The organism is Litoreibacter sp. (genome assembly GCF_039974535.1).
In the GTDB taxonomy this organism is placed as follows: Bacteria; Pseudomonadota; Alphaproteobacteria; order Rhodobacterales; family Rhodobacteraceae; genus Litoreibacter.
Genome location: NZ_JBDWIU010000008.1, coordinates 193,748 through 217,423, shown reverse-complemented (window position 1 = coordinate 217,423; position 23,676 = coordinate 193,748). Strand labels below are relative to the sequence as shown.

General features: G+C 57.4%; 24 protein-coding genes. 10 read left to right on the top strand and 14 right to left on the bottom strand.

Annotated features, from left to right (window positions below; genetic code table 11):
* Positions 1-2: 2 nt before the first annotated feature.
* Positions 3-941: a heme o synthase gene (gene cyoE, locus ABJN86_RS07070; protein WP_348365834.1), complete on the bottom strand. Its 939-nt coding sequence runs from the start codon at positions 939-941 to the stop codon at positions 3-5.
* Positions 942-1,008: 67 nt separating this feature from the next.
* Positions 1,009-1,893 (bottom strand): cytochrome c oxidase subunit II, encoded by an 885-nt coding sequence (gene coxB / locus ABJN86_RS07065; protein WP_348365832.1) that lies wholly within the window; start codon positions 1,891-1,893, stop codon positions 1,009-1,011.
* Positions 1,894-2,055: 162 nt separating this feature from the next.
* Here coxB and tldD point away from each other — a divergent pair, with 162 nt between their 5' ends.
* Both tldD and dprA read left to right on the top strand, forming a co-directional pair.
* Positions 2,056-3,486 (top strand): metalloprotease TldD, encoded by a 1,431-nt coding sequence (tldD, locus tag ABJN86_RS07060; RefSeq protein ID WP_348365830.1) that lies wholly within the window; start codon positions 2,056-2,058, stop codon positions 3,484-3,486.
* Between the two features lie 184 nt (positions 3,487-3,670).
* The gene (dprA, locus tag ABJN86_RS07055) at positions 3,671-4,798 is read left to right on the top strand and encodes a DNA-processing protein DprA (protein WP_348365828.1); all 1,128 of its coding nucleotides are present in this window, start codon (positions 3,671-3,673) and stop codon (positions 4,796-4,798) included.
* On the opposite strand, the gene ABJN86_RS07050 is transcribed toward dprA, so the two are convergent.
* The 4 genes from ABJN86_RS07050 to ABJN86_RS07035 all read right to left on the bottom strand — a co-directional run bounded on the left by ABJN86_RS07050 (position 4,795) and on the right by ABJN86_RS07035 (position 8,591).
* On the bottom strand, positions 4,795-5,622 hold the full coding sequence (locus ABJN86_RS07050) for a DMT family transporter (protein ID WP_348365826.1): 828 nt from the start codon (positions 5,620-5,622) through the stop codon (positions 4,795-4,797). The two genes, dprA and ABJN86_RS07050, sit on opposite strands and share 4 nt — an antisense overlap.
* 146 nt (positions 5,623-5,768) lie before the next feature.
* Positions 5,769-7,412, bottom strand: a complete 1,644-nt coding sequence (gene groL / locus ABJN86_RS07045; RefSeq protein ID WP_348365825.1) for a chaperonin GroEL — start codon at positions 7,410-7,412, stop codon at positions 5,769-5,771.
* A gap of 73 nt (positions 7,413-7,485) precedes the next feature.
* Positions 7,486-7,773, bottom strand: coding sequence for a co-chaperone GroES (locus ABJN86_RS07040; protein ID WP_348365823.1), 288 nt, complete (start codon positions 7,771-7,773; stop codon positions 7,486-7,488).
* A 149-nt stretch (positions 7,774-7,922) separates the two neighbouring features.
* The gene (locus ABJN86_RS07035; RefSeq protein WP_348365821.1) at positions 7,923-8,591 is read right to left on the bottom strand and encodes a DUF2161 family putative PD-(D/E)XK-type phosphodiesterase; all 669 of its coding nucleotides are present in this window, start codon (positions 8,589-8,591) and stop codon (positions 7,923-7,925) included.
* Between the two features lie 120 nt (positions 8,592-8,711).
* On the opposite strand from ABJN86_RS07035, the gene ABJN86_RS07030 reads away from it, so the two are divergent.
* From ABJN86_RS07030 to ABJN86_RS07000, 7 genes are all read left to right on the top strand, one after another.
* Positions 8,712-10,181 carry a hypothetical protein gene (locus ABJN86_RS07030; RefSeq protein ID WP_348365820.1) on the top strand — a complete coding sequence of 490 codons (1,470 nt, stop codon included), beginning with the start codon at positions 8,712-8,714 and terminating at the stop codon, positions 10,179-10,181.
* 86 nt (positions 10,182-10,267) lie between these two features.
* Complete coding sequence (locus tag ABJN86_RS07025) at positions 10,268-11,185, top strand: manganese-dependent inorganic pyrophosphatase (protein ID WP_348365818.1); 918 nt, start codon at positions 10,268-10,270, stop codon at positions 11,183-11,185.
* A 112-nt stretch (positions 11,186-11,297) separates the two neighbouring features.
* The gene (locus tag ABJN86_RS07020; RefSeq protein ID WP_348365817.1) at positions 11,298-12,170 is read left to right on the top strand and encodes a TIGR01459 family HAD-type hydrolase; all 873 of its coding nucleotides are present in this window, start codon (positions 11,298-11,300) and stop codon (positions 12,168-12,170) included.
* 83 nt (positions 12,171-12,253) lie between these two features.
* Positions 12,254-12,712 (top strand): MaoC family dehydratase, encoded by a 459-nt coding sequence (locus ABJN86_RS07015; protein WP_348365815.1) that lies wholly within the window; start codon positions 12,254-12,256, stop codon positions 12,710-12,712.
* A 38-nt stretch (positions 12,713-12,750) separates the two neighbouring features.
* Complete coding sequence (locus ABJN86_RS07010) at positions 12,751-13,683, top strand: bifunctional riboflavin kinase/FAD synthetase (protein WP_348365814.1); 933 nt, start codon at positions 12,751-12,753, stop codon at positions 13,681-13,683.
* The gene (locus ABJN86_RS07005; protein ID WP_348365812.1) at positions 13,680-14,144 is read left to right on the top strand and encodes a YcgN family cysteine cluster protein; all 465 of its coding nucleotides are present in this window, start codon (positions 13,680-13,682) and stop codon (positions 14,142-14,144) included. The genes ABJN86_RS07010 and ABJN86_RS07005 overlap by 4 nt, the downstream gene beginning before the upstream one ends.
* A gap of 4 nt (positions 14,145-14,148) precedes the next feature.
* A complete protein-coding gene (locus ABJN86_RS07000; protein WP_348365811.1) occupies positions 14,149-15,201 on the top strand; it encodes a low specificity L-threonine aldolase in 1,053 nt (350 codons plus the stop codon).
* Positions 15,202-15,231: 30 nt separating this feature from the next.
* Here the strand turns inward: ABJN86_RS07000 and ABJN86_RS06995 are convergent, their stop codons facing one another.
* Complete coding sequence (locus tag ABJN86_RS06995; RefSeq protein ID WP_348365809.1) at positions 15,232-15,828, bottom strand: 2-hydroxychromene-2-carboxylate isomerase; 597 nt, start codon at positions 15,826-15,828, stop codon at positions 15,232-15,234.
* Positions 15,829-15,947: 119 nt separating this feature from the next.
* Here ABJN86_RS06995 and ABJN86_RS06990 point away from each other — a divergent pair, with 119 nt between their 5' ends.
* Entirely contained in the window at positions 15,948-16,964 is a 1,017-nt protein-coding gene (locus ABJN86_RS06990) for a ribose-phosphate pyrophosphokinase (RefSeq protein WP_348365807.1), read from the top strand.
* A 115-nt stretch (positions 16,965-17,079) separates the two neighbouring features.
* Here the strand turns inward: ABJN86_RS06990 and ABJN86_RS06985 are convergent, their stop codons facing one another.
* The 7 genes from ABJN86_RS06985 to ABJN86_RS06955 form a co-directional block, all read right to left on the bottom strand.
* Complete coding sequence (locus tag ABJN86_RS06985; protein ID WP_348365806.1) at positions 17,080-17,430, bottom strand: H-type lectin domain-containing protein; 351 nt, start codon at positions 17,428-17,430, stop codon at positions 17,080-17,082.
* A 155-nt stretch (positions 17,431-17,585) separates the two neighbouring features.
* Positions 17,586-17,975 carry a F0F1 ATP synthase subunit epsilon gene (locus tag ABJN86_RS06980; RefSeq protein ID WP_348365804.1) on the bottom strand — a complete coding sequence of 130 codons (390 nt, stop codon included), beginning with the start codon at positions 17,973-17,975 and terminating at the stop codon, positions 17,586-17,588.
* Positions 17,976-17,993: 18 nt separating this feature from the next.
* Positions 17,994-19,418, bottom strand: a complete 1,425-nt coding sequence (gene atpD / locus ABJN86_RS06975; RefSeq protein WP_348365802.1) for a F0F1 ATP synthase subunit beta — start codon at positions 19,416-19,418, stop codon at positions 17,994-17,996.
* An 18-nt stretch (positions 19,419-19,436) separates the two neighbouring features.
* Complete coding sequence (locus ABJN86_RS06970) at positions 19,437-20,309, bottom strand: F0F1 ATP synthase subunit gamma (RefSeq protein WP_348365801.1); 873 nt, start codon at positions 20,307-20,309, stop codon at positions 19,437-19,439.
* Between the two features lie 15 nt (positions 20,310-20,324).
* Positions 20,325-21,863: a F0F1 ATP synthase subunit alpha gene (gene atpA, locus ABJN86_RS06965; RefSeq protein ID WP_348365799.1), complete on the bottom strand. Its 1,539-nt coding sequence runs from the start codon at positions 21,861-21,863 to the stop codon at positions 20,325-20,327.
* Between the two features lies 1 nt (position 21,864).
* The gene (locus tag ABJN86_RS06960) at positions 21,865-22,425 is read right to left on the bottom strand and encodes a F0F1 ATP synthase subunit delta (RefSeq protein WP_348365797.1); all 561 of its coding nucleotides are present in this window, start codon (positions 22,423-22,425) and stop codon (positions 21,865-21,867) included.
* Positions 22,426-22,729: 304 nt separating this feature from the next.
* Positions 22,730-23,482 (bottom strand): methyltransferase domain-containing protein, encoded by a 753-nt coding sequence (locus ABJN86_RS06955; RefSeq protein ID WP_348365795.1) that lies wholly within the window; start codon positions 23,480-23,482, stop codon positions 22,730-22,732.
* Between the last annotated feature and the right edge of the window lie 194 nt (positions 23,483-23,676).

Genomic DNA, 23,676 nt, shown 5'->3' with positions numbered 1-23,676 from the left:
TCTTACCAAGCCCCCATGCCGGATTTGACCCAGATCGCTTGTGCCAGTAGCGCGCAGAAGCTTGCGAACAGGTAAACCAAGGAGAAGCGGAAGTAAGCGCGCTCGGCCTTATACTCATCCGCCTCGGCTGCGTCTTCTTCGCGCTGCCACAGCTTACAAGCGCCCCAAACGAACTTGGCGTTCAGGTACAAGGCAGCCGTCAGATAAATCCAGCCCCCGATAGAGGTAAACGCCGCCCCAATGGCCAGCGGTGCCAGCAGCACGGCGTAGATGACGATTTGCTTGCGGGTCTCGCGCTTGCCGTGGGTCACGGTCAGCATCGGCACGCCGGCGTTGGTGTAGTCATTGTTCATGAACAGCGCCAAAGCCCAGAAGTGGGGTGGCGTCCACATGAAGATGAGGCAGAACAACAAAACGCTTTCAACGGACACACCGCCCGTGGCCACGGCCCAGCCGATCATCGGGGGGAAGGCCCCCGCCGCGCCACCGATAACGATGTTTTGCGGCGTCCAGCGCTTGAGCCACATGGTGTAGACCACCGCGTAGAAGAAGATTGTAAAGGCCAAGATGCCAGCGGCGACCCAGTTTGACGCCAGCCCCAGCATTGTGACCGAAATGAATGACAGCCACAGACCCAGCGTCAGCGCCTCACCGGGTGCGACCTTGCCTGCGGGAACAGGGCGGTTGGCCGTGCGTTTCATAATGGTGTCGATGTCGTGGTCATACCACATGTTCAACGCGCCGGATGCGCCGCCACCTAAGGCAATGAACAAAATGGAGACCATCGCGATGAAGGGGTGCACACTGACGGGAGCCACGAACACGCCAACGGCGGCGGTAAACACCACCAACGACATCACGCGCGGCTTGAGCAGCGCCCAATAGTCGCCGAACTGGCCTTCGCCAGAGGTCGTTTCGATATTTTGTGTCGCGTCGCTCATGTGGCGTCACACCCTCAAAGGTAGATACACGAAGGGCGGGGTTCCCCCCGCCGCATCGTCAAGTCGCTTAGTCTGCCGAGGCAACCTGCACGGACAGTGGTGTCCCTGCGAATTCCTCAATCGCGCCTTCCAACCATGCGTCATAGGCCTCTTGGCTTACGACTTTCACAGTGATTGGCATGTAGGAGTGGGCTTGGCCACACAGCTCGGAGCATTGACCGAAGTAGACGCCTTCTTTTTCAGCTTTGAACCAAAGTGCTGCCAAACGACCAGGAACGGCGTCTTGCTTCACGCCAAAGGCGGGGATGGTCCAAGAGTGGATCACGTCGGCACCTGTCACCTGCATCACGATGGTTTTGCCCACAGGCACAACAACCGCAGTGTCAGTGGCGAGCAGGAACTCGTCCTTGCTGTAACCGGCCTCAACCAACTCGGCCTCGACCTCAGGGCTCATGCGGTTTTCGCCGGCGCCAATCATGATGCTGTCGAAGGCAAACCCGTGGTCAACATATTCGTAGCCCCAGTACCACTGGTAGCCAGTTGCCTTGATCACGATATCGCCTTCAGGGATGCGTTGCTGCTTGAACAGCACCGGAACTGAAACCGACCCGATGATGACCAGAATAAGCACCGGAACCAAAGTCCAAGCCACTTCCAGCAAGGAGTGATGCGTGAAGGTTGCGGCCGTTGGGTTCCGCTTGGCGTTGAAGCGGTAGATACACCACAACAGCAAGCCCGTTACGAAAACGGTAATCACAGCGATGATTACGAATACGAATTGGTCCAACCATTGAATGTCACGCGCCAATTCGGTGACCGGAGGCTGGAAGCTCAGGGATGTCTCGGCGTTCGGCTTGCCGATAATCTCCAAATTATCGAGTGCTGCTTGCGCATATGCGCCAGTGGCGGCAAAGATGCCTGCGAAGCCAGCAAAAAGTTTTGCAATTCTCATCTAGTGTTCCCGTCTTTGTCAGGGCCGTGCTCTTTGGGCACGCGGTCCCCCGCTTGCGTCTGGTGCCGGAGAAACCATATTACCTTGCAAGGGGCAAGCACCCAGACCACTAAAGCGCCACCATGCCGCACACTATTTACCGCTAATTCAAGGGAATCACCAATGACCACCCCTAATGCCACACCATTTCGGCCCTTCGAGACCATGTTGGACCAAGATCGCGCCCTAGAGATTCTCCGCGCGGCAACTGCTGGCGCCGACGACGGCGAGCTGTATTTAGAGCGCAAACGCGGCGAAATGTTCGCTTTTGACGACGGACGCCTCAAAACCGCCAGTTACGACGCCTCCGAGGGATTCGGCCTGCGCGCCGTACGAGGTGAGACCGCAGGCTACGCCCATGCCACCGAAATATCCGAGCACGCGCTGATCCGCGCCAGTGAGACAGCCCGCCTTGCGGTAGGCTCTGGCGGCGGCACCTTGGCCGCAGCCCCTGCGCGTACCAACCGCAAGCTGTATTCCGACATGGACCCGATGGCAGGCATCGCCTTCACCGCCAAGGTCGACACCCTGCGCGAGATCGACGCCTTCGCCCGCGCGCTGGACCCACGCGTGGTGCAAGTCTCCGCCTCGCTGGCGGCATCCCATCAAGAGGTCGCAATCCTGCGCCCCGATGGCACCCTCGTCACAGACGACCGCCCCATGACCCGCATCAACGTCTCGGTCATTGCCGAAAAAGACGGTCGCCGCGAAAGTGGCACCGCTGGCGGCGGCGGGCGCAGCATGTTGGACGGCTTGCTGGAACCTGAACATTGGCAGGGACTAATTCGAGAGGCCCTGCGCATCGCTTTGGTCAACCTAGACGCCACCCCCGCCCCTGCGGGCGTGATGGATGTGGTGCTTGGGCCGGGCTGGCCGGGCATTTTGCTGCATGAGGCCATCGGCCACGGCTTGGAAGGCGACTTCAACCGCAAGAAAACCTCCGCCTTTGCCGGCCTGATGGGGCAACAAATTGCCGCCAAAGGGGTCACCGTTCTGGATGATGGCACGATCCCTGACCGCCGTGGCTCTATCACTGTGGATGATGAGGGCACGCCCTCGGGCAAGAACACCCTGATCGAGGACGGCGTGTTGGTCGGCTATATGCAAGACCGCCAAAATGCGCGCCTGATGGGGGTGGAACCTACGGGCAACGGCCGCCGCGAAAGCTACGCCCATGCCCCCATGCCCCGCATGACCAACACCTATATGCTGGGCGGCGACGCGGAGCCGGAAGCGATTGTTCGCGATCTAAAAGACGGCATCTACGCCGTGGGCTTTGGCGGCGGGCAGGTTGATATCACCAACGGCAAGTTTGTGTTCAGCTGCACCGAGGCCTACCGCGTCAAAAACGGCATCGTGGGCGAGCCGGTGAATGGCGCGACCTTGATTGGCGACGGGGCCACGGCCCTCAAGCACATCCAAGCCATTGGCAACGACATGGCGCTGGACCCCGGCATGGGCAATTGCGGCAAGGCGGGGCAATGGGTTCCTGTGGGCGTCGGACAGCCAACATTAAAAATTGGTGGGCTGACGGTGGGCGGCTCTGCCACCTGACCCATTGCTCGGGGCAAAAGGAATCACCTCCCGACCTGCTCGGGAGGGTTGTACTCAGGTTAACTGCAATATTTTTACAATACTGATCAGCAAGTTAGCGGAAATATCTCTTCACATTGTCTACATTCACCTTCCTTTAACTCACACCGTTGAAAGTAAGGTCACTGATTAGACGGAGCGAAGAATGGCCGGCGACCTGCTGTCTACCCCACCCCCCCTCGCACCCCCAAGACTACAGGGCGATTGTGTCTCTTGGCTCCGTCTGATCAGATCCTACCGCGTTGGCACCAGTACATTTTTCCGACTGTTGCATGAACACGGATCAGCAAGCGCGGCCCTCGATGCTTTGCCCCACATCGCCTCCGCCGCTGGTGTTGCGCGCTATACCCCTTGCACGGTGGGCGCCGCCCAAAAAGAGATGGAGCGCGGGGCACAATTGGGGGCGCAATTGTTGCTCCATGGCTCCGCCACCTACCCGCAAGCATTGATGGATTTGCCCGACGCGCCGCCGGTTTTATGGGCATTAGGTGATATCGCGCTCGCGAATAAACCAACCGTCGCGATGGTTGGCGCACGCAACGCCTCATCACTGGGAACCCGCATGGCACAAGGCCTGTCGACCGACTTGGGCAACGCCGGCTACGTGATCAGCTCCGGCATGGCACGGGGTGTGGACACTGCGGCCCATATCGCCGCCCTGCCCCATGGCACCATCGCCGTTGTCGCCGGTGGCTTGGATGTGGTCTACCCGCGCGAAAACACCAAACTGCATGACGACATCGCAGACCAAGGCCTGATCTTATCGGAGCGCCCATTGGGCCTGCAACCGCAAGCGCGGGACTTCCCACGCCGCAACCGCATCATCTCGGGGCTGTCGCGCGGGGTTGTTGTGGTGGAGGCTGCCGCGAAATCCGGCAGCTTGATCACGGCACGCAACGCCTTGGATCAGGGCCGCGAGGTGATGGCCGTGCCAGGTCACCCCCTTGATGCACGGGCGGCGGGGTGCAACCTGCTGATCCGCGACGGGGCGACATTGGTTCGATCCGCGCAAGATGTGCTCGCCAACATCAGCACGCCGCAACCCGTGGCCCTTGCCATGAAACCAGAACCGGTAAAAACCTCTCCTGTTCACACCCATGGCGACGCGCATGCGCAAATCTTGGGACTACTTGGCCCGACACCGATTGCAGAGGATCAACTATCGCGGGATTTGAATATCGACGCAGGCGCCCTGTCGCCCCAGCTGACGCTGCTGGAGTTGGAGGGCAAGATCGAGCGCCAACCCGGCGGGCTACTGACGCGGTTGAATTAGCGGGACTTGCGCAAGGCCAACGTCACCCCGCCCAGAACCAGCAAGCTTGCCAGCGCGAAACGAAGTGTCAGCGCCTCGCCCAAAAACGCCATTCCGCCCGCCAGCGCGATCACCGGAACCGTTAACTGAGCCGTCGCGGCGATTGTCGTCGGAAGTTGCGGCAACACGCGGTACCAAAGCGCATAGCCCAGCGCCGAGGTAATCGCGCCGGAGGCCACAGCCGCCATGTATCCGGTCGCATTTCCAACAGGCAAGCCGACAATCACGGCAACCGCGACCATGAACAATGCCGCATAACGAAAGTTCCGCTCGGTGCGCAAAAGCGGTGCCGCCGCCCCACGCCCGACCAATGTATAGATGCCCCAGCCAACGCCCGCGGCGGCCATAAGAACCCCGCCCCAAAAATCGGGAACCGCACCGCCCGCAGGCCAAAGCAACACCGCAAGGCCGGAAAACGCCACGCCGCAACCCAAATAGCGCAACATCGGGATGCGCTCCCCCGCGATGACGGCGGCGGCGAACATGGTGATTTGAACGACCCCAAAGAGGATCAGCGCCCCGACCCCTGCCTCCAGCGAGACATAGGCCAGCGAAAAACCCAACATATAAACAAGCAAAGACACCGTGCCGATAACACTCCCGCTCTCCGAAGTGGTGGGCTTTCTAAGCCAGATCAGCGCCAGCAGCATCAACGCGCCACTCCAAAGGCGTAGCATTGCGAAGCTCAATGGCTCCATCTCGCCTATGGACACCCCAAGCTTGTTGAGGACGGAGTTCGCCGCGAAGGCGATCATGGTGACGGTCGTGAGAAGAAATAAACGCATACTTCCGCCATAGAGCCAATTTCCATCGAAGAAAATTGAAAAGACGCGCCATCATACATTTCCCCCTTCACAAAGCGGTCAACGAAAAAGGGCCACCCTCGAAAGGATGGCCCCAATTAAATCGGCGTAATATGGCGTGAGCCGTATTACATCATGCCGCCCATGCCGCCCATGTCAGGCATGCCGCCACCAGGTGCGCCGCCGTCTTTGGATGGTTTGTCAGCAACCATTGCTTCGGTTGTGATCAACAAAGCCGCAACAGAAGCCGCGTCCTGCAGAGCTGTGCGAACAACTTTCGCAGGGTCGATCACACCGAATTTGAACATGTCGCCATATTCTTCGGTTTGAGCGTTGAAGCCGAAAGTCACGTCGCCGGACTCGCGGATTTTGCCAGCCACAACAGCGCCGTCGACGCCAGCGTTCTCAGCGATCTGACGCAGAGGAGCTTCGATAGCTTTGCGTACGATCGAGATACCAACGTTTTGGTCGTTGTTCGCGCCTTCCAGACCCTCAAGGGTCTTGGATGCTTGAACCAGAGCAACACCACCACCAACAACGATACCTTCTTGAACAGCGGCACGTGTCGCGTTCAATGCATCGTCAACGCGGTCTTTGCGCTCTTTAACTTCAACTTCGGTCATGCCGCCAACGCGGATAACAGCAACACCGCCAGCCAATTTGGCAACGCGCTCTTGCAGCTTCTCACGGTCGTAGTCGGATGTGGTTTCTTCGATCTGCTGACGGATCTGGGACACGCGTGCCTCGATCTCAGCTTTCTCGCCTGCACCGTCAACGATAGTTGTTTCGTCTTTGGTGATTTGAACCTTCTTGGCAGTGCCCAGCATGTCGATGGTCACGGACTCAAGCTTCATGCCCAGATCTTCGGCAATAACTTGGCCACCAGTCAGGATAGCGATGTCTTGCAACATGGCTTTACGACGATCGCCGAAGCCAGGAGCCTTAACAGCAGCAATTTTCAGGCCGCCGCGCAGTTTGTTCACAACCAAAGTTGCAAGGGCTTCGCCCTCAACATCCTCAGCAATGATCATCAAAGGCTTGCCGGATTGGATAACAGTTTCCAACAGTGGAACCATTGGCTGCAAGGAAGACAATTTCTTCTCGTGCAACAGGATCAGGCAGTCTTCCAGCTCTGTTGTCATCTTGTCAGGGTTAGTGACGAAGTAAGGGGACAGGTAACCGCGGTCGAACTGCATGCCTTCAACAACATCGGTTTCTGTTTCCAGACCTTTGTTTTCTTCAACGGTGATAACACCCTCGTTGCCGACTTTCTGCATCGCGTCAGCAATTTGCTGGCCGATTTCAGCTTCGCCGTTTGCGGAGATTGTACCAACTTGCGCAACTTCGTCGCTGTCGTTGACCGGACGCGCCGCGCCGGAGATCTCAGCCACAACCTTAGCAGTCGCCATGTCGATGCCGCGCTTCAGGTCCATTGGGTTCATGCCAGCCGCAACCGACTTCAGGCCTTCGCGAACGATGGCTTGAGCCAAAACTGTAGCTGTTGTTGTGCCGTCGCCAGCTTCGTCATTGGTACGGGAAGCAACTTCCTTAACCATTTGCGCGCCCATGTTCTCGAACTTGTCTTCCAGTTCGATCTCTTTGGCCACGGATACACCATCTTTGGTGATGCGCGGTGCGCCGAAGGATTTGTCCAGTACCACGTTACGGCCTTTAGGACCGAGGGTAACTTTTACAGCGTCAGCCAGAACGTTGACACCCTTCAGCATCTTGTTCCGGGCTTCTGTGCCGAAATTTACGTCTTTAGCAGCCATTTTCATGTGCTCCTTTGAAATGCATTAGTCTTGCGAGATGGATCTGAGGTGGGCCGAGGCCCGATCACTTCCCTTAGGAAATGATGCCCAGAACGTCGCTTTCTTTCATGATCAGCAGTTCTTTGCCGTCAACGGTGACTTCTGTGCCGGACCATTTGCCGAACAGAATTTTGTCGCCTTCTTTGACTGCCATAGGGATCAGTTCGCCCGAGTCTTTACGTGCGCCTTCGCCAGCGGCAACAATCATGCCTTCAGCTGGTTTTTCTTTTGCGCTCTCAGGGATGATCAAACCACCTGCGGTTTTTTCGTCGCCTTCAACACGTTCTACAAGAACGCGGTCGTGAAGCGGTTTCAATGCCATCGTTTGGTGCTCCTTAGCTCCAATATTACTCCCATGGCCTCGGCCTTGCCGAAGCCGTTAGCACTCACCTTATGCGAGTGCCAACGACGGATAGCTAAGGAGCGGTTGAGCATGAGTCAACCGCCACACCCAAGATTCTTGAAGGAAACTTAAACCGACAGATCGCCGTAGTCGTTCAGGCCCTTATGGCCTTGGGCGTTCAGGTCGTAGACACCTTTCGCCACCTTGTCGAACCAACCGTAGTGATTGTCACGCATCAGGCGCGTGGCCGTAGGCACCTCAGCCCACTCCGCCACCTTCGCACCTTTGGATGCCCCGTGCACCGCCAAGAAGCGCGCGCAACGAATGGCATCCTGCCGATACGCCGTGATCAACCCGTGCCGTGTGGCCCCGCCATCGTTAGGGTCACCCACCCGCCGCGCGAATTCCTTCAATAGCCGCCCCTTGCGTTTCTTTGACTTGCGCGGGGCGTAGGGGGTCGGGTCCGCGTGGACCTCCACCAATTTGTCGGACAGACGCACGGTCAGCAGCCCCAGCCCCAACCTGCGGCACATCGCGGTATTTTCCTTCAGTGCCTTTTGAAACGGCTTACCTGTTTTGCGCGGCACCGCAATATAGACGTCATCCGACATCGACAGCCGCGCAATCCCTTGGTGAAACAGGCTTAGCGAGAAGGCGGTTTTCAGCTCCACAATCACCGGATCATCGTCGCCACGCATCCCCACGACATCGCAGGCACCGATTTCGCCCTTCACCTCGTAGCCCTGCCCCTCAAGGAAGGATTTCACTGGCGCATATAGCTCTGTTTCTTTGGTCATGGCAGCAAGGCTACACGGCGCGCGCAACCGGCAACAAGGTTTTGCCAAACACCCAAGCCATGGTGTATCATCCGCGTAACAAGAGCAGAACAATCAGAGCCCCAAACAGGAGCCGCCCACATGTTAAGCGCCCCCCTTGCGGCCCATACGGCCTGCGAAGCGGCCAAACTGGACTTCGCCCGCATCTTTCGTGGCCAGTTCACACTGAGCCAATCCACCGAACTGGCAATAGACGGATACCGCATCAGCGAGTTGGGCGACGACTGGTTCCTGCACCACTGCCGCAGCATCCCCTTTGCTCGTCTAAACGCCTCATCGGGCGGCTTTGCAGGGCTACTTTTAGGGATCGCAGTAGACGGTGACGGCACGTTGGTCGGCGACGGCTACACATTGAGCGGCGACTTCGAGAGCTTCGCCACCCATGCCGCTGGCCGCTTCGTGGCGTTTGACGCGCAGGGCGCAGTTTATGCAGACCCCACCGGATCCATGGGCGTCGTCTATGACGCGAACACCCGCACCGTCGCCTCAACCCCGCTGATGTGCATCAACCGCCCGCTGATCGACAACCCACGCTTTGATGTGGACGCCGTCCAAGCGGGGCGTGGCAGCTACGCCCTTGGCCACACCCGCGACGCCTTTGTATGTGGGGTCATGCCCAACCACCGGTTGGGCTTGAACAGCTTCGCTTTGTCTCGCTTCTGGCCGAAAGCCGACGCCGGTTTCCCGCTGGATACGCCAGAGCGCACTATCGCAGACATGGGACAACGCCTGAGCAGCGTGATCAGCGCCATCGCCAAATCCAACACCACCTTGCTGCCTTTGACCGGCGGGCGTGACAGCCGCAACCTTGCCGCCGCCGCCAAGCCGCATCTGGCGCATATCGATCATAGCTATACCTTCGTGTCGAACTGGCAGGGCCAGATTGACGCCGAAGTGGCGGAGCAACTGGCTCAGACCTTGAGCCTCAACCACCAGACCTATGCGTCTTTCACCGACACAGCGCAGAACCGCGACACCCTAAGCCGCCCTGCCCGCAGACGCCAAAAAACGGCCTTCCGCTTGGCGGGCGGGTTTGTCGGCGATGCGAATAACGACATCCTAGACGGGCTGGCGCGCAAGATCCCCAAAGGCGTGGTGCTGCGCGGCAATGTCATGGAAATCCTGAAAGCCAACCATTGGAAACGTGGCCTGTCCCAAGATGCCGCCCACCCCGACGGGCATGACGCAGATTACGCCGTTGAACGCTTGGCGATCTTGAATGACGGCGGCGCGCAGACCATCGAAGCCTTCAAACCGGATTACCTCGCGTGGAAATCAAGCCTCCCCGAGGGCGCGCAGCATTTGGCCTATGACTTTGCCTTTATCGAAAGCCTGTTGCCCGGATGGCAGCCTAAATTCTACGGCTACACACGCAATTTCCTTGTGAACCCGTTCAATGACCGCGCCATTATCGCCGCCTGCATGCGCCTGCCCGTGGCCGAGCGCCGCGCGAACACCTACAACGACGCGCTGTTGGCCCATCTGGCCCCCGAACTGGTGGATATCCCCTTCACGCCCGACCTCAAGATTGCGCGGTCCTCTGCTGCGTAATTCGCCGCATGTAAGCCCGCGTGACAAGCCGCACGCGCACTCCTATAAGGCCCGCAAAGACGCATGCATTTATCGAGGACGCACCCATGACCACTTTCGTATTCGGCCACAAATCCCCTGACACCGACAGCACCGGCTCCCCACTGATCTGGGAATGGTTCATCAACCACACAGGCGGCGACGCAGCCGCCAAATTGCTGGGCGAGCCGAACACAGAAGCCGCCTTCGTTCTGGAGCGCTGGAACCTTGCCAAACCGGAAATCATCGACAATGTCGCCGACGGCCAAGCCTGCGTAATCGTAGACACCAACAACCCCGCCGAGCTGCCCGCCAACATTAACGGCGCAGACGTGCAAGCCATCATCGACCACCACAAGCTGGTTGGCGGCTTGGAAACAGCCGGCCCGATTGACATCACCATCCGCCCATTGGCCTGCACCGCCACCATCATGCACGACCTGATGGGCGAGCACGCAGCCCACATGCCAGAAAACATCAAAGGTGCGATGCTGTCATGCATCTTGTCCGACACGCTTGAATTCCGCTCCCCCACCACCACCGACACAGACCGCGAGCTGGCGAATAAGCTGGCCGCCGATCTGGGCATCGACATCGCAGCCTACGCGGCTGACATGTTTGCTGCGAAATCCGATGTCTCGGCCTTTTCGGCGGCTGAACTGCTGCGCATGGACAGCAAAGAATACGAAGTTGAAGGCGTAAAGTTCCGCGTCTCGGTGCTGGAGACAACCAGCCCGAAAATGGTTCTAGACCGCAAGGCCGAGATCATGGAAGCGATGCCTGCCGTTGCTGGCGAAGACAAGGTGAACGAAGTTCTGTTGTTCGTCGTCGACATCCTCAACGAAGAAGCCACCATGCTGATCCCGAACGACCTATCCAAGCGCGTGGCGGAGAAATCATTCGACGCGTCGGTCTCTGGGGACAGCGTTGTTCTTCCTGGCGTGATGAGCCGCAAAAAACAGATCATCCCGAACCTGAAGGTCTAAGTTAGCACCCCAATAAGCCACCATCGGGCACCGTGATTTGAAATTGACGGTGCCCGACAAAATGCAGACGGAAAGCCGACGGTTATCCGACATCCAATTTTGAGGTCCACACATGTCCCAGATCGTCACCCATCTGTCCGAAATTTCCGATCGCTATGACGCGCTGTTTGTTGACCTCTGGGGCTGCATTCACAACGGGTTGGTGCCCTTTGAGGATGCGGTTTCCGCCATGCAAGCCTACCGCGCCAAGGGCGGCAAGGTGATCTTCGTGACCAACGCCCCGCGCCACCACGCCTCCGTGCAAGCGCAACTGGGAAAAATCGGCGTGGCCGAGGACAGCTGGGACGCCATCGCCACATCCGGCGATAGCGCGCGCTTTGCCATGTTTAACGGGGCTGTTGGGTCCAAGGTGTATTTCATTGGTCAGCCGCATGACGACACGTTCTTCGACCCGTTGGAAATTGTCGAAAACCCAGTGGCAGTTGAAAAAGTCAGCCTAGAAGAGGCCGAAGGCATCGTGTGCTGCGGCCCAGTGGACCCGTTTGCGGATCCAGAAGGCATGCGCCCAGAGTTCCTTTACGCCAAGCAAAAGGGTCTGAAGTTGCTGTGCGCCAACCCCGACATCGTGGTGGACCGCGGCGAGAAACGCGAATGGTGCGCGGGCGCCTTGGCCAAGCTCTACACCGAAATGGGCGGCGAAAGCCTGTACTTCGGCAAGCCGCACCCACCCATCTACGATCTGGCCCGCCGCCGCTTGGCCGCCTTGGGCGACACCATCGCGGACGACCGCATTTTGTGCATCGGTGACGGCGTTTTAACGGATGTCAGCGGCGCAATGGGGGAAGATCTCGATTCCCTATTCATCTCTGGCGGGCTTGCCGCCGAAGAGACCAAAACCACGCATCAACCAGACCCTGCCCTTCTCAGCGCATATCTAGAGAAGGAAATGGTGTCGCCAACCTATACGATTGGCTTCCTGCGTTAGTCTAGAAACGTCTAGACTTTGCTGCGACTGCAAAGTAATTATATTTCAAACACGAAATGATTCACGCTTGAAAGTTACTCACCATGCTTGTCGCTCATCGCACAGACAACCTACCTCGTGGCACTATTTGCATTGAGGATATTGAGATCGGCATGAAGCGGCATCTGCGCAAGCAGGTGACCGACCGCGACATCGAGCTGTTTGCCGAGGTCTCCACGGACCATAATCCGGTGCATCTTGACGACGCCTATGCCGAAGACACCATCTTCGAGGGACGCATTGCCCATGGGATGCTGACCGCTGGCCTGATCTCTGCCGTCATAGGCGAGCAACTGCCCGGACATGGCACGGTCTACCTTGGGCAAACCCTGAAATTCATGGCCCCAGTGCGCCCCGGTGACATGGTTTTAGCCGAGGTAGAGGTCACAGATATCGACCACGCCAAGCGCCGCGTCACCATGCATACTCGCTGCGAAGTTGACGGCAAAAACGTGTTGAAAGGCGAAGCGATTGTTTTGGCCCCATCGCGCAAGTTCGACTAAGACTTGCGCCCCTGCGCCACGGCGTTTACGCAATCGCCATGAGGATCATCCGAGACTATCAGTTTGTAAGACCACAGGACCGCGGTGCCACCGCGGCCATTGGCAACTTCGACGGCGTTCACATCGGTCATCAAGCGGTCATCAAGATCGCACGCGAAGCGGCCCCTGACGCCCCGCTGGGTGTCGTCACCTTTGAGCCCCACCCGCGCGAATTTTTCGCCAAAGACGCCCCGCCCTTTCGCTTGATGAATGCCGAAGCCAAGGCCCACCGCCTAGAGAAGCTTGGCGTGGAGCGTCTGTATCAACTGAATTTCAACCCAAGCTTGGCCGGCCTAACTGCCGAGGAGTTCGCGCGCGACGTGATTGCCCAAGGTTTGGGACTGACCCATGTCGTTGTTGGCGCTGACTTCCGTTTCGGCAAAGGACGTGAGGGCAACGTTGAGATGCTAAAAGCATTCGGCACGCAATATGGCTTTGGCGTCACCGTGGCCGAGCTTGTGACCCAAGGCACCAATCAAGTGTCCTCCACCAACATTCGCGCCGCTTTGGCAGACGGGCGCCCTCGTGATGCAGCCCAAATGCTCAGCCATTGGCACCGCATTGACGGCGAAGTGATCCAAGGCGACCAACGGGGCCGCGTTTTGGGCTACCCCACGGCCAATATGTCCATCGACGGTCTGCACCCGCCGAAATTTGGCGTCTACGCCATTTTGGTCGATGTGCTGACAGGCCCCCATAAGGGCAAATACCTTGGAGCGGCCTCCATTGGGGTGCGCCCAATGTTCGGTATGAACTGGCCCAACTGCGAAAGCTTCCTGTTCGACTTTAAGGGCGACCTATATGGCGAGACCCTATCCGTCGCTTTGGTGGAATATCTGCGCGGCGAGGAAAAATTCGACACTCTTGAGGCCTTGATCACCCAAATGGACGCCGATTGCGAACGCGCCCGCACCATCTTAACTGCTCTATGACCGACCCGATCCAACGCGACGGGCTGCGGCATAAGTTCTGGGAAAAAGTCCCGCTCAAGAACATGTCGGAGAAAGAATGGGAAGCCCTATGCGACGGTTGCGGGCGGTGCTGCCTGAACAAGCTGGAAGACGAGGACACCTTCGAGATCGCCTTCACCAGCGTCGCCTGCCGCCTTCTTGACGGCGAAACCTGCCGCTGCGCCCAATACGACATCCGCAAGCAATTCGTCCCCGACTGCGTGCAACTGACCCCCTCTAACATCGACGAGATCGCCTATTGGATGCCCCCCACCTGCGCCTACCGGCTGCTGGCCGAGGGTAAGCCGCTGTTTGACTGGCACCCGCTCATTTCGGGAACGGCACAGACGGTTCACGACGCGGGTGCATCCGTGCAAGGATGGACCGTTCCGGAGTTCGAAGTCTCCGAGGACGAATGGGAAAACTACATTATCGAGGACTGACGCCATGAACTTTGCATCCGACAATGCAGGCCCAATGCACCCGCGCGTGCTGGACGCAATCATAGCAGCCAATTCCGGCTACGAGATGCCCTACGGCAACGACACCATCATGCCCCGCGTCCGCGACATGATCCGCGCCACCTTTGAGGCCCCTCAGGCCGCCGTCTATCTCGTCGCTACCGGCACCGCCGCCAACGCGCTGGCCCTGTCCACATACACCAACAGCTGGGACACGATCTTCGCCCACCGCGTCTCTCATGTGGAGGAAGACGAATGCGGCGCGCCGAACTTCTACTCCAACGGAGCCAAGCTGACCCTTGTTGACGGCATTGGGGCCAAGATGGACCCAGACGCCCTAAGGCGCGCCATTGCGACCACAGGCCAAAAGGATGTGCATAGCGCCCAACCGGGCCCTGTTACCATCACACAAGCCACCGAGGTCGGCACGCTCTACAGCTTGGGCGAGATTGCCCAGATCACCGCCATCGCCAAGGACCACGGGCTGAAAACCCACCTAGATGGGGCCCGCTTTGCAAATGCTTGCGCAGCGCTTGGATGCTCAGCCTCGGATATGACCTGGAAGGCAGGCATCGACATGGTGTCCTTCGGCGGCACCAAAAACGGCTGCGCGGGCGTCGAAGCCGTGATCTTCTTCGATCCTGAAAAAGCGTGGGAATTTGAATTGCGCCGCAAACGTGGGGCGCATCTGTTCTCCAAGCACCGCTTCTTGTCGGCGCAGATGGAGGGCTACCTGTCTGGCGATCTGTGGTTGGAACTGGGCGCACAAGCCAACGCCAACTGCGCGCGTCTGGTCAAAGGATTGGAAACCATCGCGGGAGCGGAAATTCCCGACACACCGCAAGCCAATATGGTCTTCGCCAACCTGCCCCGCGCCGCACACCGCCGCGCAATGGGGGCTGGTGCGCAATACTACCTCTTCCCGTCAGACGCCTCGCTAGACGGCCCTGATGACGAGCTGATCCGAGCGCGCTTTGTATGCGATTGGTCCAAGCCCACATCCGAGATTGACCAATTGATCACCCTGCTGCGCGGATAACGCGCAACAGGGGGTTTTATCGCTTCAAACTTACAGCTTGCCCGACAGGTGCAGATCCAGATCCTCGATCTTATCCTGCCCCCAAAACCGCGCGCCTGTGTCTGTGATATATGTCGGCGCTCCAAAGACGCCTGCGGCAACCGCATCATCCGTGTTCTTGGTGTATTGCTCAGCGCTGCCAAGCATATCTTTGTCAGCCAATGCAGGATCAAGACCCGCTGCAGTGAGCACATCGCGTACAACCTCGTCAGAAGAAATGTCACGCTCTTCAGCCCAACAGGCCGTGGTAAAGCCGTGAATCAATTCGCCCACGTCCGCACCGGACGCCTGTGCGGCAATAATCGCGTAGCAAGACGGTGCAGGATTTGTTGGCCAATGCGCCGGTTTCAGGTTAATCGGCATCCCGAGCTTCTTTGCAGAGCGTTCCATATCTAACAGGCGCCACTCTTGGCGGTTCGGGTGGCGCTGACCTGGAGGTGTGCCGCCAGTACGCCCAAACAACCCCATAATATCCATAGGCTTATAGTTGACCGTGGCCCCGTGCTTCGCCGCAACACCTTCAAGCCGTAGGCCCGCCAAATAGGTAAACGGGGATAGAGTGGAGAAATAGACATCAATCTGCGTCATTTACGCATCCTTTTTTCGGGTTAAGTCTTTGCGCGAATCCTAGTCGGGTGTTACGGGGAGCGCAACGCGGCCCAGTTGGGGAACACAGGGCCGTGATCGCTGCCAAACGGGGACACCACATGCCAGTCAATACCGATCCAAAACTCATCGCCGGTAACTCGAATATTCCGCTTGCCGAAAGCATTGCGAAACGCATGTCCATGCACCGCGGCCAAAGCGTAAAACCCATCGACACACGGGTCGAACGCTTCAACGACGGCGAAATATTTGTCGAGGTGTTCGAGAACGTCCGCGGCGAGGATATGTTCATCATCCAAAGCACGTCCAACCCCGCCAATGACAACCTGATGGAGCTGCTGATCATGAGCGATGCGCTGAAGCGCTCCTCCGCCGCCCGCATCACCGCAGTGATCCCCTACTTCGGATACGCTCGCCAAGACCGCCGCACCAAGGCCCGCACACCGATCTCCGCCAAGCTGGTTGCCAACCTGATCGAGAAAGCCGGCATCGAACGGGTTTTAACCATGGACCTGCACGCGGCCCAAATCCAAGGCTTCTTCGACGTGCCGGTGGACAACCTCTACGCCTCGCCAATTTTCGCTCTGGATATCTTGCACCACTTCCAAGACATGGATGACGTTATGGTCGTCTCGCCTGATGTAGGCGGCGTGGCGCGCGCCCGCGAATTGGCTCAACGTATCAAAGCCCCGCTGTCCATCGTGGACAAACGCCGTGAGAAAGCAGGCGAAGTGGCTGAAATGACCGTAATCGGCAACGTTGAGGGCAAACGCTGCATCATCGTGGACGACATCTGCGACACCGCTGGCACCCTATGCAAGGCCGCCGAAGTCTTGATGGACGCAGGCGCCACCGAGGTCCACAGCTACATCACCCACGGCGTGTTGTCCGGCCCAGCCGTTGAGCGCATCACAAACTCGGTTATGAAAAGCCTCGTCATCACCGATAGCATCGAGCCGACAGCCGCAGTCAAAGCCTGCGACAACATCCGCATCGTGCCAACGGCGCCAATGTTTGCGCAAGCCATCTTGAATATCTCAGGTGGGATGTCGGTCTCGTCGCTGTTCGACAATGCGACGCTGGAACCGATCTACGAGAGCCTCTACCCCAACACCTAATAGGCAAGCTGGGGGCGCGCGCCGCCCTCTTCATCATTGCTTCAAAAATACCTTGGGGGTTTGGGGGCCTAGCCCCCATCAAACAATCGCGTGCCGCAGGCACATTTGGGCTGGTTTAATACAGCTCCCAATCGTCTTCATTTGGAAGCGGGCCGATGACCATCCAATTGGCCCGCACCCGCGCCACGCGGCTGTCACCCCACGTGCGGAAGACCAACTCAAACCCGCTCTCAGAAATGTTCTCCGCTGCGATATCCATGCGTTGATTTGTTTTGGTATCGCTGTCCCACATGGCGATCGAGACCATAACATTGGGCACCGTCGCATAGTTTTCGGCAAATTTTACATCAAAGCGATGCTCGCGCGGACCTGTACCGGTCCACATAGGGCCATCATCGATGTAATCGGAGAACAAAACCCGAGAGCCTTGCGAGATTCCGATGTTGTTGTTCGTCAGTCGTTGCATGACTTACCCTTATACGGCGATGGTACTCACAAATTTACGCGACACTATGGCGGCATTCATTAAGGTAACCTTCATACATGAGCAAATCGAAAAAAAAGCCCCGCAAACGCGGAGCTTTTTAATTTCGTTGCACAAATACGTGTCTCTCAACCGGCTTAGCCCGTGATCTGAGTGCTCGCTGCAACCAGATCATCGGCATATTTCGCCGCCACATCTGTGTTGCTTGCATCACGCTGCATGTTGGCCTCTTTGACAAGGTCCTCCAACAGCTCAGGTGTCACATCCGCTTTCGCGAAGGCGCGTTCAGCCAGAACAGATGTCCCAGTTGCCCCAACTTCAGCGAAACCGCCCGTTACCAAATATTCATCGGTACCGGACGCCGTCACAACCTTTAGCACGCCTGGGCGCAAGGTGGTGATCACCGGCGCGTGTTGCGCCATAGCGGTGAAGTCACCCTCGGCCCCGGGGATTTGCACCTCGGAAGCCTGCACTGAGGCCAAACGCCGCTCGGGCGAGACCAGATCGAATTGCATCATATCAGCCATATCATGGCCTCCTTGAATTTAGGCTGCTTCCGCGGCCATTTTCTCGGCTTTAGCAACAACTTCGTCGATGCCACCAACCATGTAGAAAGCGCCTTCTGGAAGGTGATCATACTCACCAGCCACAACTGCTTTGAACGACGCGATCGTGTCTTCCAGAGCAACCTGCTTACCGTCTGCACCAGTGAACACCTTCGCCACGTCAAACGGCTGGCTCAGGAAGCGCTCGATCTTACGAGCACGTGTCACTGTCATTTTGTCGTCCTCAGACAGCTCGTCCATACCAAGGATGGCGATGATGTCTTGAAGCGACTTGTAGCGCTGCAGGATACCTTGGACGTCACGGGCAACACCGTAGTGCTCCTCGCCAACAACCGCAGGGTCCATCAGGCGCGATGTGGAGTCGAGCGGGTCAACCGCAGGATAGATGCCTTTTTCCGAGATCGCACGGTCAAGAACCGTAGTCGCGTCAAGGTGAGCAAAGGACGTCGCAGGTGCCGGGTCAGTAAGGTCATCCGCAGGAACGTATACGGCTTGAACAGACGTAATCGAGCCCGCTTTTGTGGAAGCGATACGCTCTTGCATCGCACCCATGTCGGTTGCCAGTGTTGGCTGGTAGCCCACAGCGGAAGGAATACGACCCAGAAGCGCGGACACTTCGGAACCAGCTTGTGTAAAGCGGAAGATGTTATCCACGAAGAACAGAACGTCAGAGCCTGTGTCATCACGGAACTGCTCAGCCAAGGACAGGCCAGTCAAAGCGATACGCATACGCGCACCGGGAGGCTCGTTCATTTGGCCGTAAACCAGCGCAATTTTGGAGTCTTCCAAGTTGTCTGGAACGATAACACCGGATTCGATCATCTCGTGGTAAAGGTCATTACCTTCACGCGTACGCTCACCAACACCCGCGAACACGGACACACCGGAGTGCACCTTCGCAATGTTGTTGATCAGTTCCATGATCAAAACTGTCTTACCAACACCCGCACCACCGAAGAGGCCAATTTTGCCGCCTTTGGTGTATGGAGCCAGCAAGTCGATAACTTTGATGCCTGTTACCAGGATCTCAGTTGCTGTGGACTGGTCTTCAAAAGCAGGAGCCTCGCCGTGAATTGGGCGGCGGCCGGATGCTTTAACTGGGCCCTGCTCGTCCACTGGATCGCCAGTTACGTTCAGGATACGGCCCAAAGTGCCAGTGCCCACTGGAACAGTGATCTGACCTTCAGTGTTGATCACTTCCTGACCGCGGACCAAGCCTTCGGTCGAGTCCATCGCAATCGCACGAACGGTGTTTTCGCCAAGGTGCTGAGCAACTTCCAACACCAGCTTTTTGCCGTTGTTGTCTGTTTCCAGCGCGTTGAGGATCTCAGGCAGGTCATCGGCGAATTGGACGTCGACGACCGCACCAATAACCTGTGTAATTTTGCCTTTAACATTGGCCATGTTGAGGTTCTCCGGGGTCTAGAGCGCTTCAGCGCCCGAAATGATTTCGATAAGCTCGTTGGTGATGACAGCCTGACGCGAGCGGTTGTACTCGACAGTCAGTTTATCAATCATATCGCCTGCGTTGCGGGTCGCGTTGTCCATAGCGGACATCCGTGCACCCTGCTCAGACGCGCCGTTTTCCAACAGGGCCGAGAAGATTTGCGTGGCAACTGCGCGCGGCAGCAAGTCGGCAAGGATGCCTTCTTCGCTTGGCTCGTAGTCGTACAGCGTGGCTTCCTCGCTGGCTTCAACATTGCTGAAGTCGGCTGGGATGATTTGCTGTTCTGTCGGCGTTTGGCTGATGACGGACTGGAAGGTCGAGTAAAAGATCTTCGCGACGTCAAATTCACCAGCGTCAAAGCGTGTCAGCAGGTCTTGCGCAATACCAGAGGCATTGTCGTAACCAAGCTTCTTCACTTCCGACAGGTCCACGTGGCCGATGGAAAGTTCCCCGAATTCGCGTTTCAGCGCTTCGCGGCCCTTCTTGCCAACGGTGAGAATTTTCACCGTTTTGCCTTCGGCCATGAGTTTATGAGCGGCCGCACGGGCCAGCTTAGCGATGTTGCCGTTAAAGCCACCACACAGGCCACGCTCTGCGGTCATAACGACCAACAGATGTGTCTGGTTAGCGCCGTTCCCGACCAGCAGCTCTGGGCCACTGTCAGCGGACACGCCACCGGCCAACTGCGCCATAACGGCGTTAAACCGTTGGGCGTAGGGACGGCCAGCCTCCGCTGCTTCCTGCGCACGGCGCAGTTTAGCAGCGGCGACCATTTGCATCGCTTTCGTGATCTTGCGGGTCGATTTGACCGACGCGATCCGATTTTTTAGAACCTTGAGGTTTGGCATCTGCCTAAGCCCCCCTTATGCGAAGTCAGCTGCGAACGCGTCTAGCTCTGCCTTGATGGCCGCCTCGGCATCACCCTTAATCTTTGGGTCATCCTTGGTGATCATGTCCAGAACAGCTTTGCCTTTGCCACGCAGGTGCGCCAGCAAGCCGGCCTCGAAACGACCGACGTCAGAGACTTCGATCTTATCAAGGTAGCCTTTGGTGCCTGCATAGATAACGCAAACGATCTCAGCATTGGTCAGCGGCGAGTACTGTGGCTGTTTCATCAGCTCAGTCAAACGCGCACCACGGTTCAGCAACTGCTGAGTAGCGGCATCAAGGTCGGAGCCGAACTGCGCAAACGCAGCCATCTCACGGTATTGAGCAAGCTCCAGCTTAACCGGACCAGCAACAGACTTCATCGAGTTCGTTTGAGCGGAAGAGCCCACACGAGACACCGACAGACCTGTGTTCACCGCAGGGCGGATGCCTTGGTAGAACAATTCAGTCTCAAGGAAGATCTGACCGTCAGTGATCGAAATCACGTTGGTCGGAATAAACGCGGACACGTCACCACCTTGGGTTTCAATGATCGGCAGCGCCGTCAAGGAACCGGAACCGTTGTCTTCGTTCAATTTGCAAGAACGCTCGAGCAGACGGGAGTGAAGGTAGAAAACGTCACCAGGGTAAGCTTCACGGCCCGGTGGGCGACGCAGAAGCAAGGACATTTGACGGTAGGACACAGCTTGCTTGGTCAAATCATCGTAGATGATCAAAGCGTGGCGACCGTTGTCACGGAAGTGCTCAGCCATCGCAGTCGCGGCGTATGGCGCCAAGAACTGCATCGGAGCAGGGTCAGAAGCAGTCGCAGCAACAACAACCGAGTATTCGATCGCGCCGGACTCTTCGAGTTTCTTAACCAACTGCGCAACAGTGGAGCGCTTTTGGCCAATCGCAACGTAGACGCAGTAGAGTTTCTTGCTTTCGTCGTCGCCAGTAGCGTCGTTGTAGGATTTTTGGTTCAGGATGGCGTCAAGCGCGATCGCTGTTTTACCGATTTGACGGTCACCAATGATCAGCTCGCGCTGGCCACGACCAACTGGGATCATCGCGTCCACAGACTTCAGACCAGTCGCCATTGGCTCGTGAACCGACTTACGTGGAATAATGCCTGGTGCCTTTTGGTCAGCAACAGCACGGTTCTTTGTTTTGATCGGGCCCTTGCCGTCCAGCGGGTTACCCAGACCGTCAACAACGCGACCCAGCAGCTCGTCACCCGAAGGGACGTCCACGATAGAGTTCGTACGCTTTACAACGTCGCCCTCTTTGATTTGGCTGTCGGACCCGAAGATAACAACACCAACGTTGTCATTCTCGAGGTTCAGGGCCATGCCTTGAATGCCGCCAGGGAATTCGACCATCTCACCAGCCTGGCAATTGTCGAGACCGTAAACGCGGGCGATACCATCACCAACGCTCAATACGCGACCAACTTCAGCAACTTCGACTTCTTTGCCGAAGTTTTTGATTTGGTCTTTCAGGATCGCAGAAATTTCTGCAGCTTGGATCGCCATTTTATCCGACCTCTTTCATGGAATTCTGGAGGGAAGCAAGTTTCGAGCGGATCGACGTATCGATCATCTTGGAACCCACTTTTACGACAAGACCGCCAATGAGACTTTCATCGACGGCCATATTGATTTTCACATCTTTGCCCACAGTCGCTTTCAGCGTCTTGGCAAGTTTGTCCTGTTGCGCCTTGGTCAACGCCTTCGCGGCAATAACGTCAGCAGTAACTTCGCCTTTTTCGTCGGCGATCAGCCCACGCAACTCGGAGACCAAATGCGGTAGAACGAACAGACGGCGTTTGCCGGCCATCAGGTTCAACGTATTGGCCACGGTTGGTGACAGCTTCATTTTTTTGGAGATTGCCCCAATCGCGCTGGCTTGCTGCTCACGTGAGTACAGCGGCGATGCGATCAGATCGCGGAAATCAGAGCTTCCGGCCAATGCGGCGTCCAGCGTGTCCACGTCGGTTTCCAACGCTTTCAGCTTTTTGCCCTCTTTGGCCAATTCAAACACGGCAGTCGCATAACGACCGGCGATGCCTGTGGAGATCGAGACTGGTTCGGACACGTCCACCCTTCCGTAACGAGGCCCGCAAACTTAATCTAAGAAGTCTGGCGTAGCCGTTGCAATAAAGGCCGCTAAACCCGCAGCCTTCAAAATCAGTGGTGATCTAGCAAAGCAGGGTCAACATCGCAACAGGGAAGGCTAATATAATAGTAGCTCTATTTGCCGCCTAATCCCCTTCTTTTATTGGGGAACAGGCGATTGCAGTAATAGGTGCGACGGAATGAAGCCACATTATTTCTTCCGGACCTGTCCGAATTCGACCAAAATCCCTTCGCGAGTCACCTTAACGACTGCTTAATTCAATTTATTTAGCCTCACGCCCCGACACAGGATTCGCAGCCCCCTCCAGAATGCGCAATGGCGCGCGCACTTTGACCGCGAGCCCTTTCTTCTTTGGGGCATAGACCTGCTTGCTGGCCTCAACGATCAGCACCCCGCCCGCAAAATAGGTCGAGACCTTGCGCCCGACGGTCTCAAAACTATTCGCCCATTTGAGCCAGACCTTTCGCTGGCTCGGAGGAGAGAACAATGCCGCCCGATGACCCTCCGGCGTGAACGAGTGCCGTTTCAACTGCGTCTCAATCTGCGTTAACGAGTACGGCCGCCCATGACCAAACGGCGTCCCGTCACGCCGCGCCCATAAGCCCGCACGATTTGGCACCACAAACAGCGCCCGCCCTCCGGGGCCCAGAACCCGAAAACACTCATCCAACAAGGCAGTCGGGTTCTCGGTTGTGTCGAGCCCGTGCATCACCACCAGCTTATCCGCCTGCCCCGTTTCCAGCGGCCAAAGAGTTTCCTCGCACAGGACCGACATATTGTCCTGCCCCGCAGGCCAATGCATAACCCCTTGCGGCCCCGGCATCAGTGCCATCACGCGACGCGCCTCGCCAATAAATGGCCGCAGCAAAGGGGCCGCAAATCCGTATCCAACAACGGTCTGCCCCTTGGCATCCGGCCAAAGTGCGCGCACTTGGTCACGCACCGCACGTTGCGCCACGCGGCCCAGCCCCGTGCGGTAGTAAAATTTCTTCAAATCTTGGACATCGAGATGCATAAATCGGCCCCTTGCGCATGAACATCACTTTGCATCGCTTTTCGTCCCTTGCAAAGGTGCGCGAACATCTTACCTGAATGATAACGCCGGTAAGCCATTCCGGAAAAATACTTGCTTTCTTTTCGGGCTGTTCACGCTCATTGTGAAAAGAAAAGACTTGAAGATCGGCGATATAAACCGAACTGTAAGGTCTA

Bases quoted from the DNA above. Each gene is read 5' to 3' on its own strand.
- ABJN86_RS06980 (WP_348365804.1), bottom strand. From the start codon at position 17,975: ATGGCTGATATGATGCAATTCGATCTGGTCTCGCCCGAGCGGCGTTTG.
- ABJN86_RS06955 (WP_348365795.1), bottom strand. From the start codon at position 23,482: ATGCATCTCGATGTCCAAGATTTGAAGAAATTTTACTACCGCACGGGG.
- atpA (WP_348365799.1), bottom strand. From the start codon at position 21,863: ATGGCGATCCAAGCTGCAGAAATTTCTGCGATCCTGAAAGACCAAATC.
- ABJN86_RS07040 (WP_348365823.1), bottom strand. From the start codon at position 7,773: ATGGCATTGAAACCGCTTCACGACCGCGTTCTTGTAGAACGTGTTGAA.
- cyoE (WP_348365834.1), bottom strand. From the start codon at position 941: ATGAGCGACGCGACACAAAATATCGAAACGACCTCTGGCGAAGGCCAG.
- coxB (WP_348365832.1), bottom strand. From the start codon at position 1,893: ATGAGAATTGCAAAACTTTTTGCTGGCTTCGCAGGCATCTTTGCCGCC.
- groL (WP_348365825.1), bottom strand. From the start codon at position 7,412: ATGGCTGCTAAAGACGTAAATTTCGGCACAGAAGCCCGGAACAAGATG.
- ABJN86_RS06995 (WP_348365809.1), bottom strand. From the start codon at position 15,828: ATGACGCAGATTGATGTCTATTTCTCCACTCTATCCCCGTTTACCTAT.
- atpD (WP_348365802.1), bottom strand. From the start codon at position 19,418: ATGGCCAATGTTAAAGGCAAAATTACACAGGTTATTGGTGCGGTCGTC.
- ABJN86_RS06985 (WP_348365806.1), bottom strand. From the start codon at position 17,430: ATGCAACGACTGACGAACAACAACATCGGAATCTCGCAAGGCTCTCGG.
- ABJN86_RS07000 (WP_348365811.1), top strand. From the start codon at position 14,149: ATGAACTTTGCATCCGACAATGCAGGCCCAATGCACCCGCGCGTGCTG.
- ABJN86_RS07010 (WP_348365814.1), top strand. From the start codon at position 12,751: ATGAGGATCATCCGAGACTATCAGTTTGTAAGACCACAGGACCGCGGT.
- ABJN86_RS06970 (WP_348365801.1), bottom strand. From the start codon at position 20,309: ATGCCAAACCTCAAGGTTCTAAAAAATCGGATCGCGTCGGTCAAATCG.
- ABJN86_RS07035 (WP_348365821.1), bottom strand. From the start codon at position 8,591: ATGACCAAAGAAACAGAGCTATATGCGCCAGTGAAATCCTTCCTTGAG.
- ABJN86_RS07050 (WP_348365826.1), bottom strand. From the start codon at position 5,622: ATGCGTTTATTTCTTCTCACGACCGTCACCATGATCGCCTTCGCGGCG.
- ABJN86_RS07020 (WP_348365817.1), top strand. From the start codon at position 11,298: ATGTCCCAGATCGTCACCCATCTGTCCGAAATTTCCGATCGCTATGAC.
- ABJN86_RS07015 (WP_348365815.1), top strand. From the start codon at position 12,254: ATGCTTGTCGCTCATCGCACAGACAACCTACCTCGTGGCACTATTTGC.
- ABJN86_RS07025 (WP_348365818.1), top strand. From the start codon at position 10,268: ATGACCACTTTCGTATTCGGCCACAAATCCCCTGACACCGACAGCACC.
- tldD (WP_348365830.1), top strand. From the start codon at position 2,056: ATGACCACCCCTAATGCCACACCATTTCGGCCCTTCGAGACCATGTTG.
- dprA (WP_348365828.1), top strand. From the start codon at position 3,671: ATGGCCGGCGACCTGCTGTCTACCCCACCCCCCCTCGCACCCCCAAGA.
- ABJN86_RS06990 (WP_348365807.1), top strand. From the start codon at position 15,948: ATGCCAGTCAATACCGATCCAAAACTCATCGCCGGTAACTCGAATATT.
- ABJN86_RS07030 (WP_348365820.1), top strand. From the start codon at position 8,712: ATGTTAAGCGCCCCCCTTGCGGCCCATACGGCCTGCGAAGCGGCCAAA.
- ABJN86_RS07005 (WP_348365812.1), top strand. From the start codon at position 13,680: ATGACCGACCCGATCCAACGCGACGGGCTGCGGCATAAGTTCTGGGAA.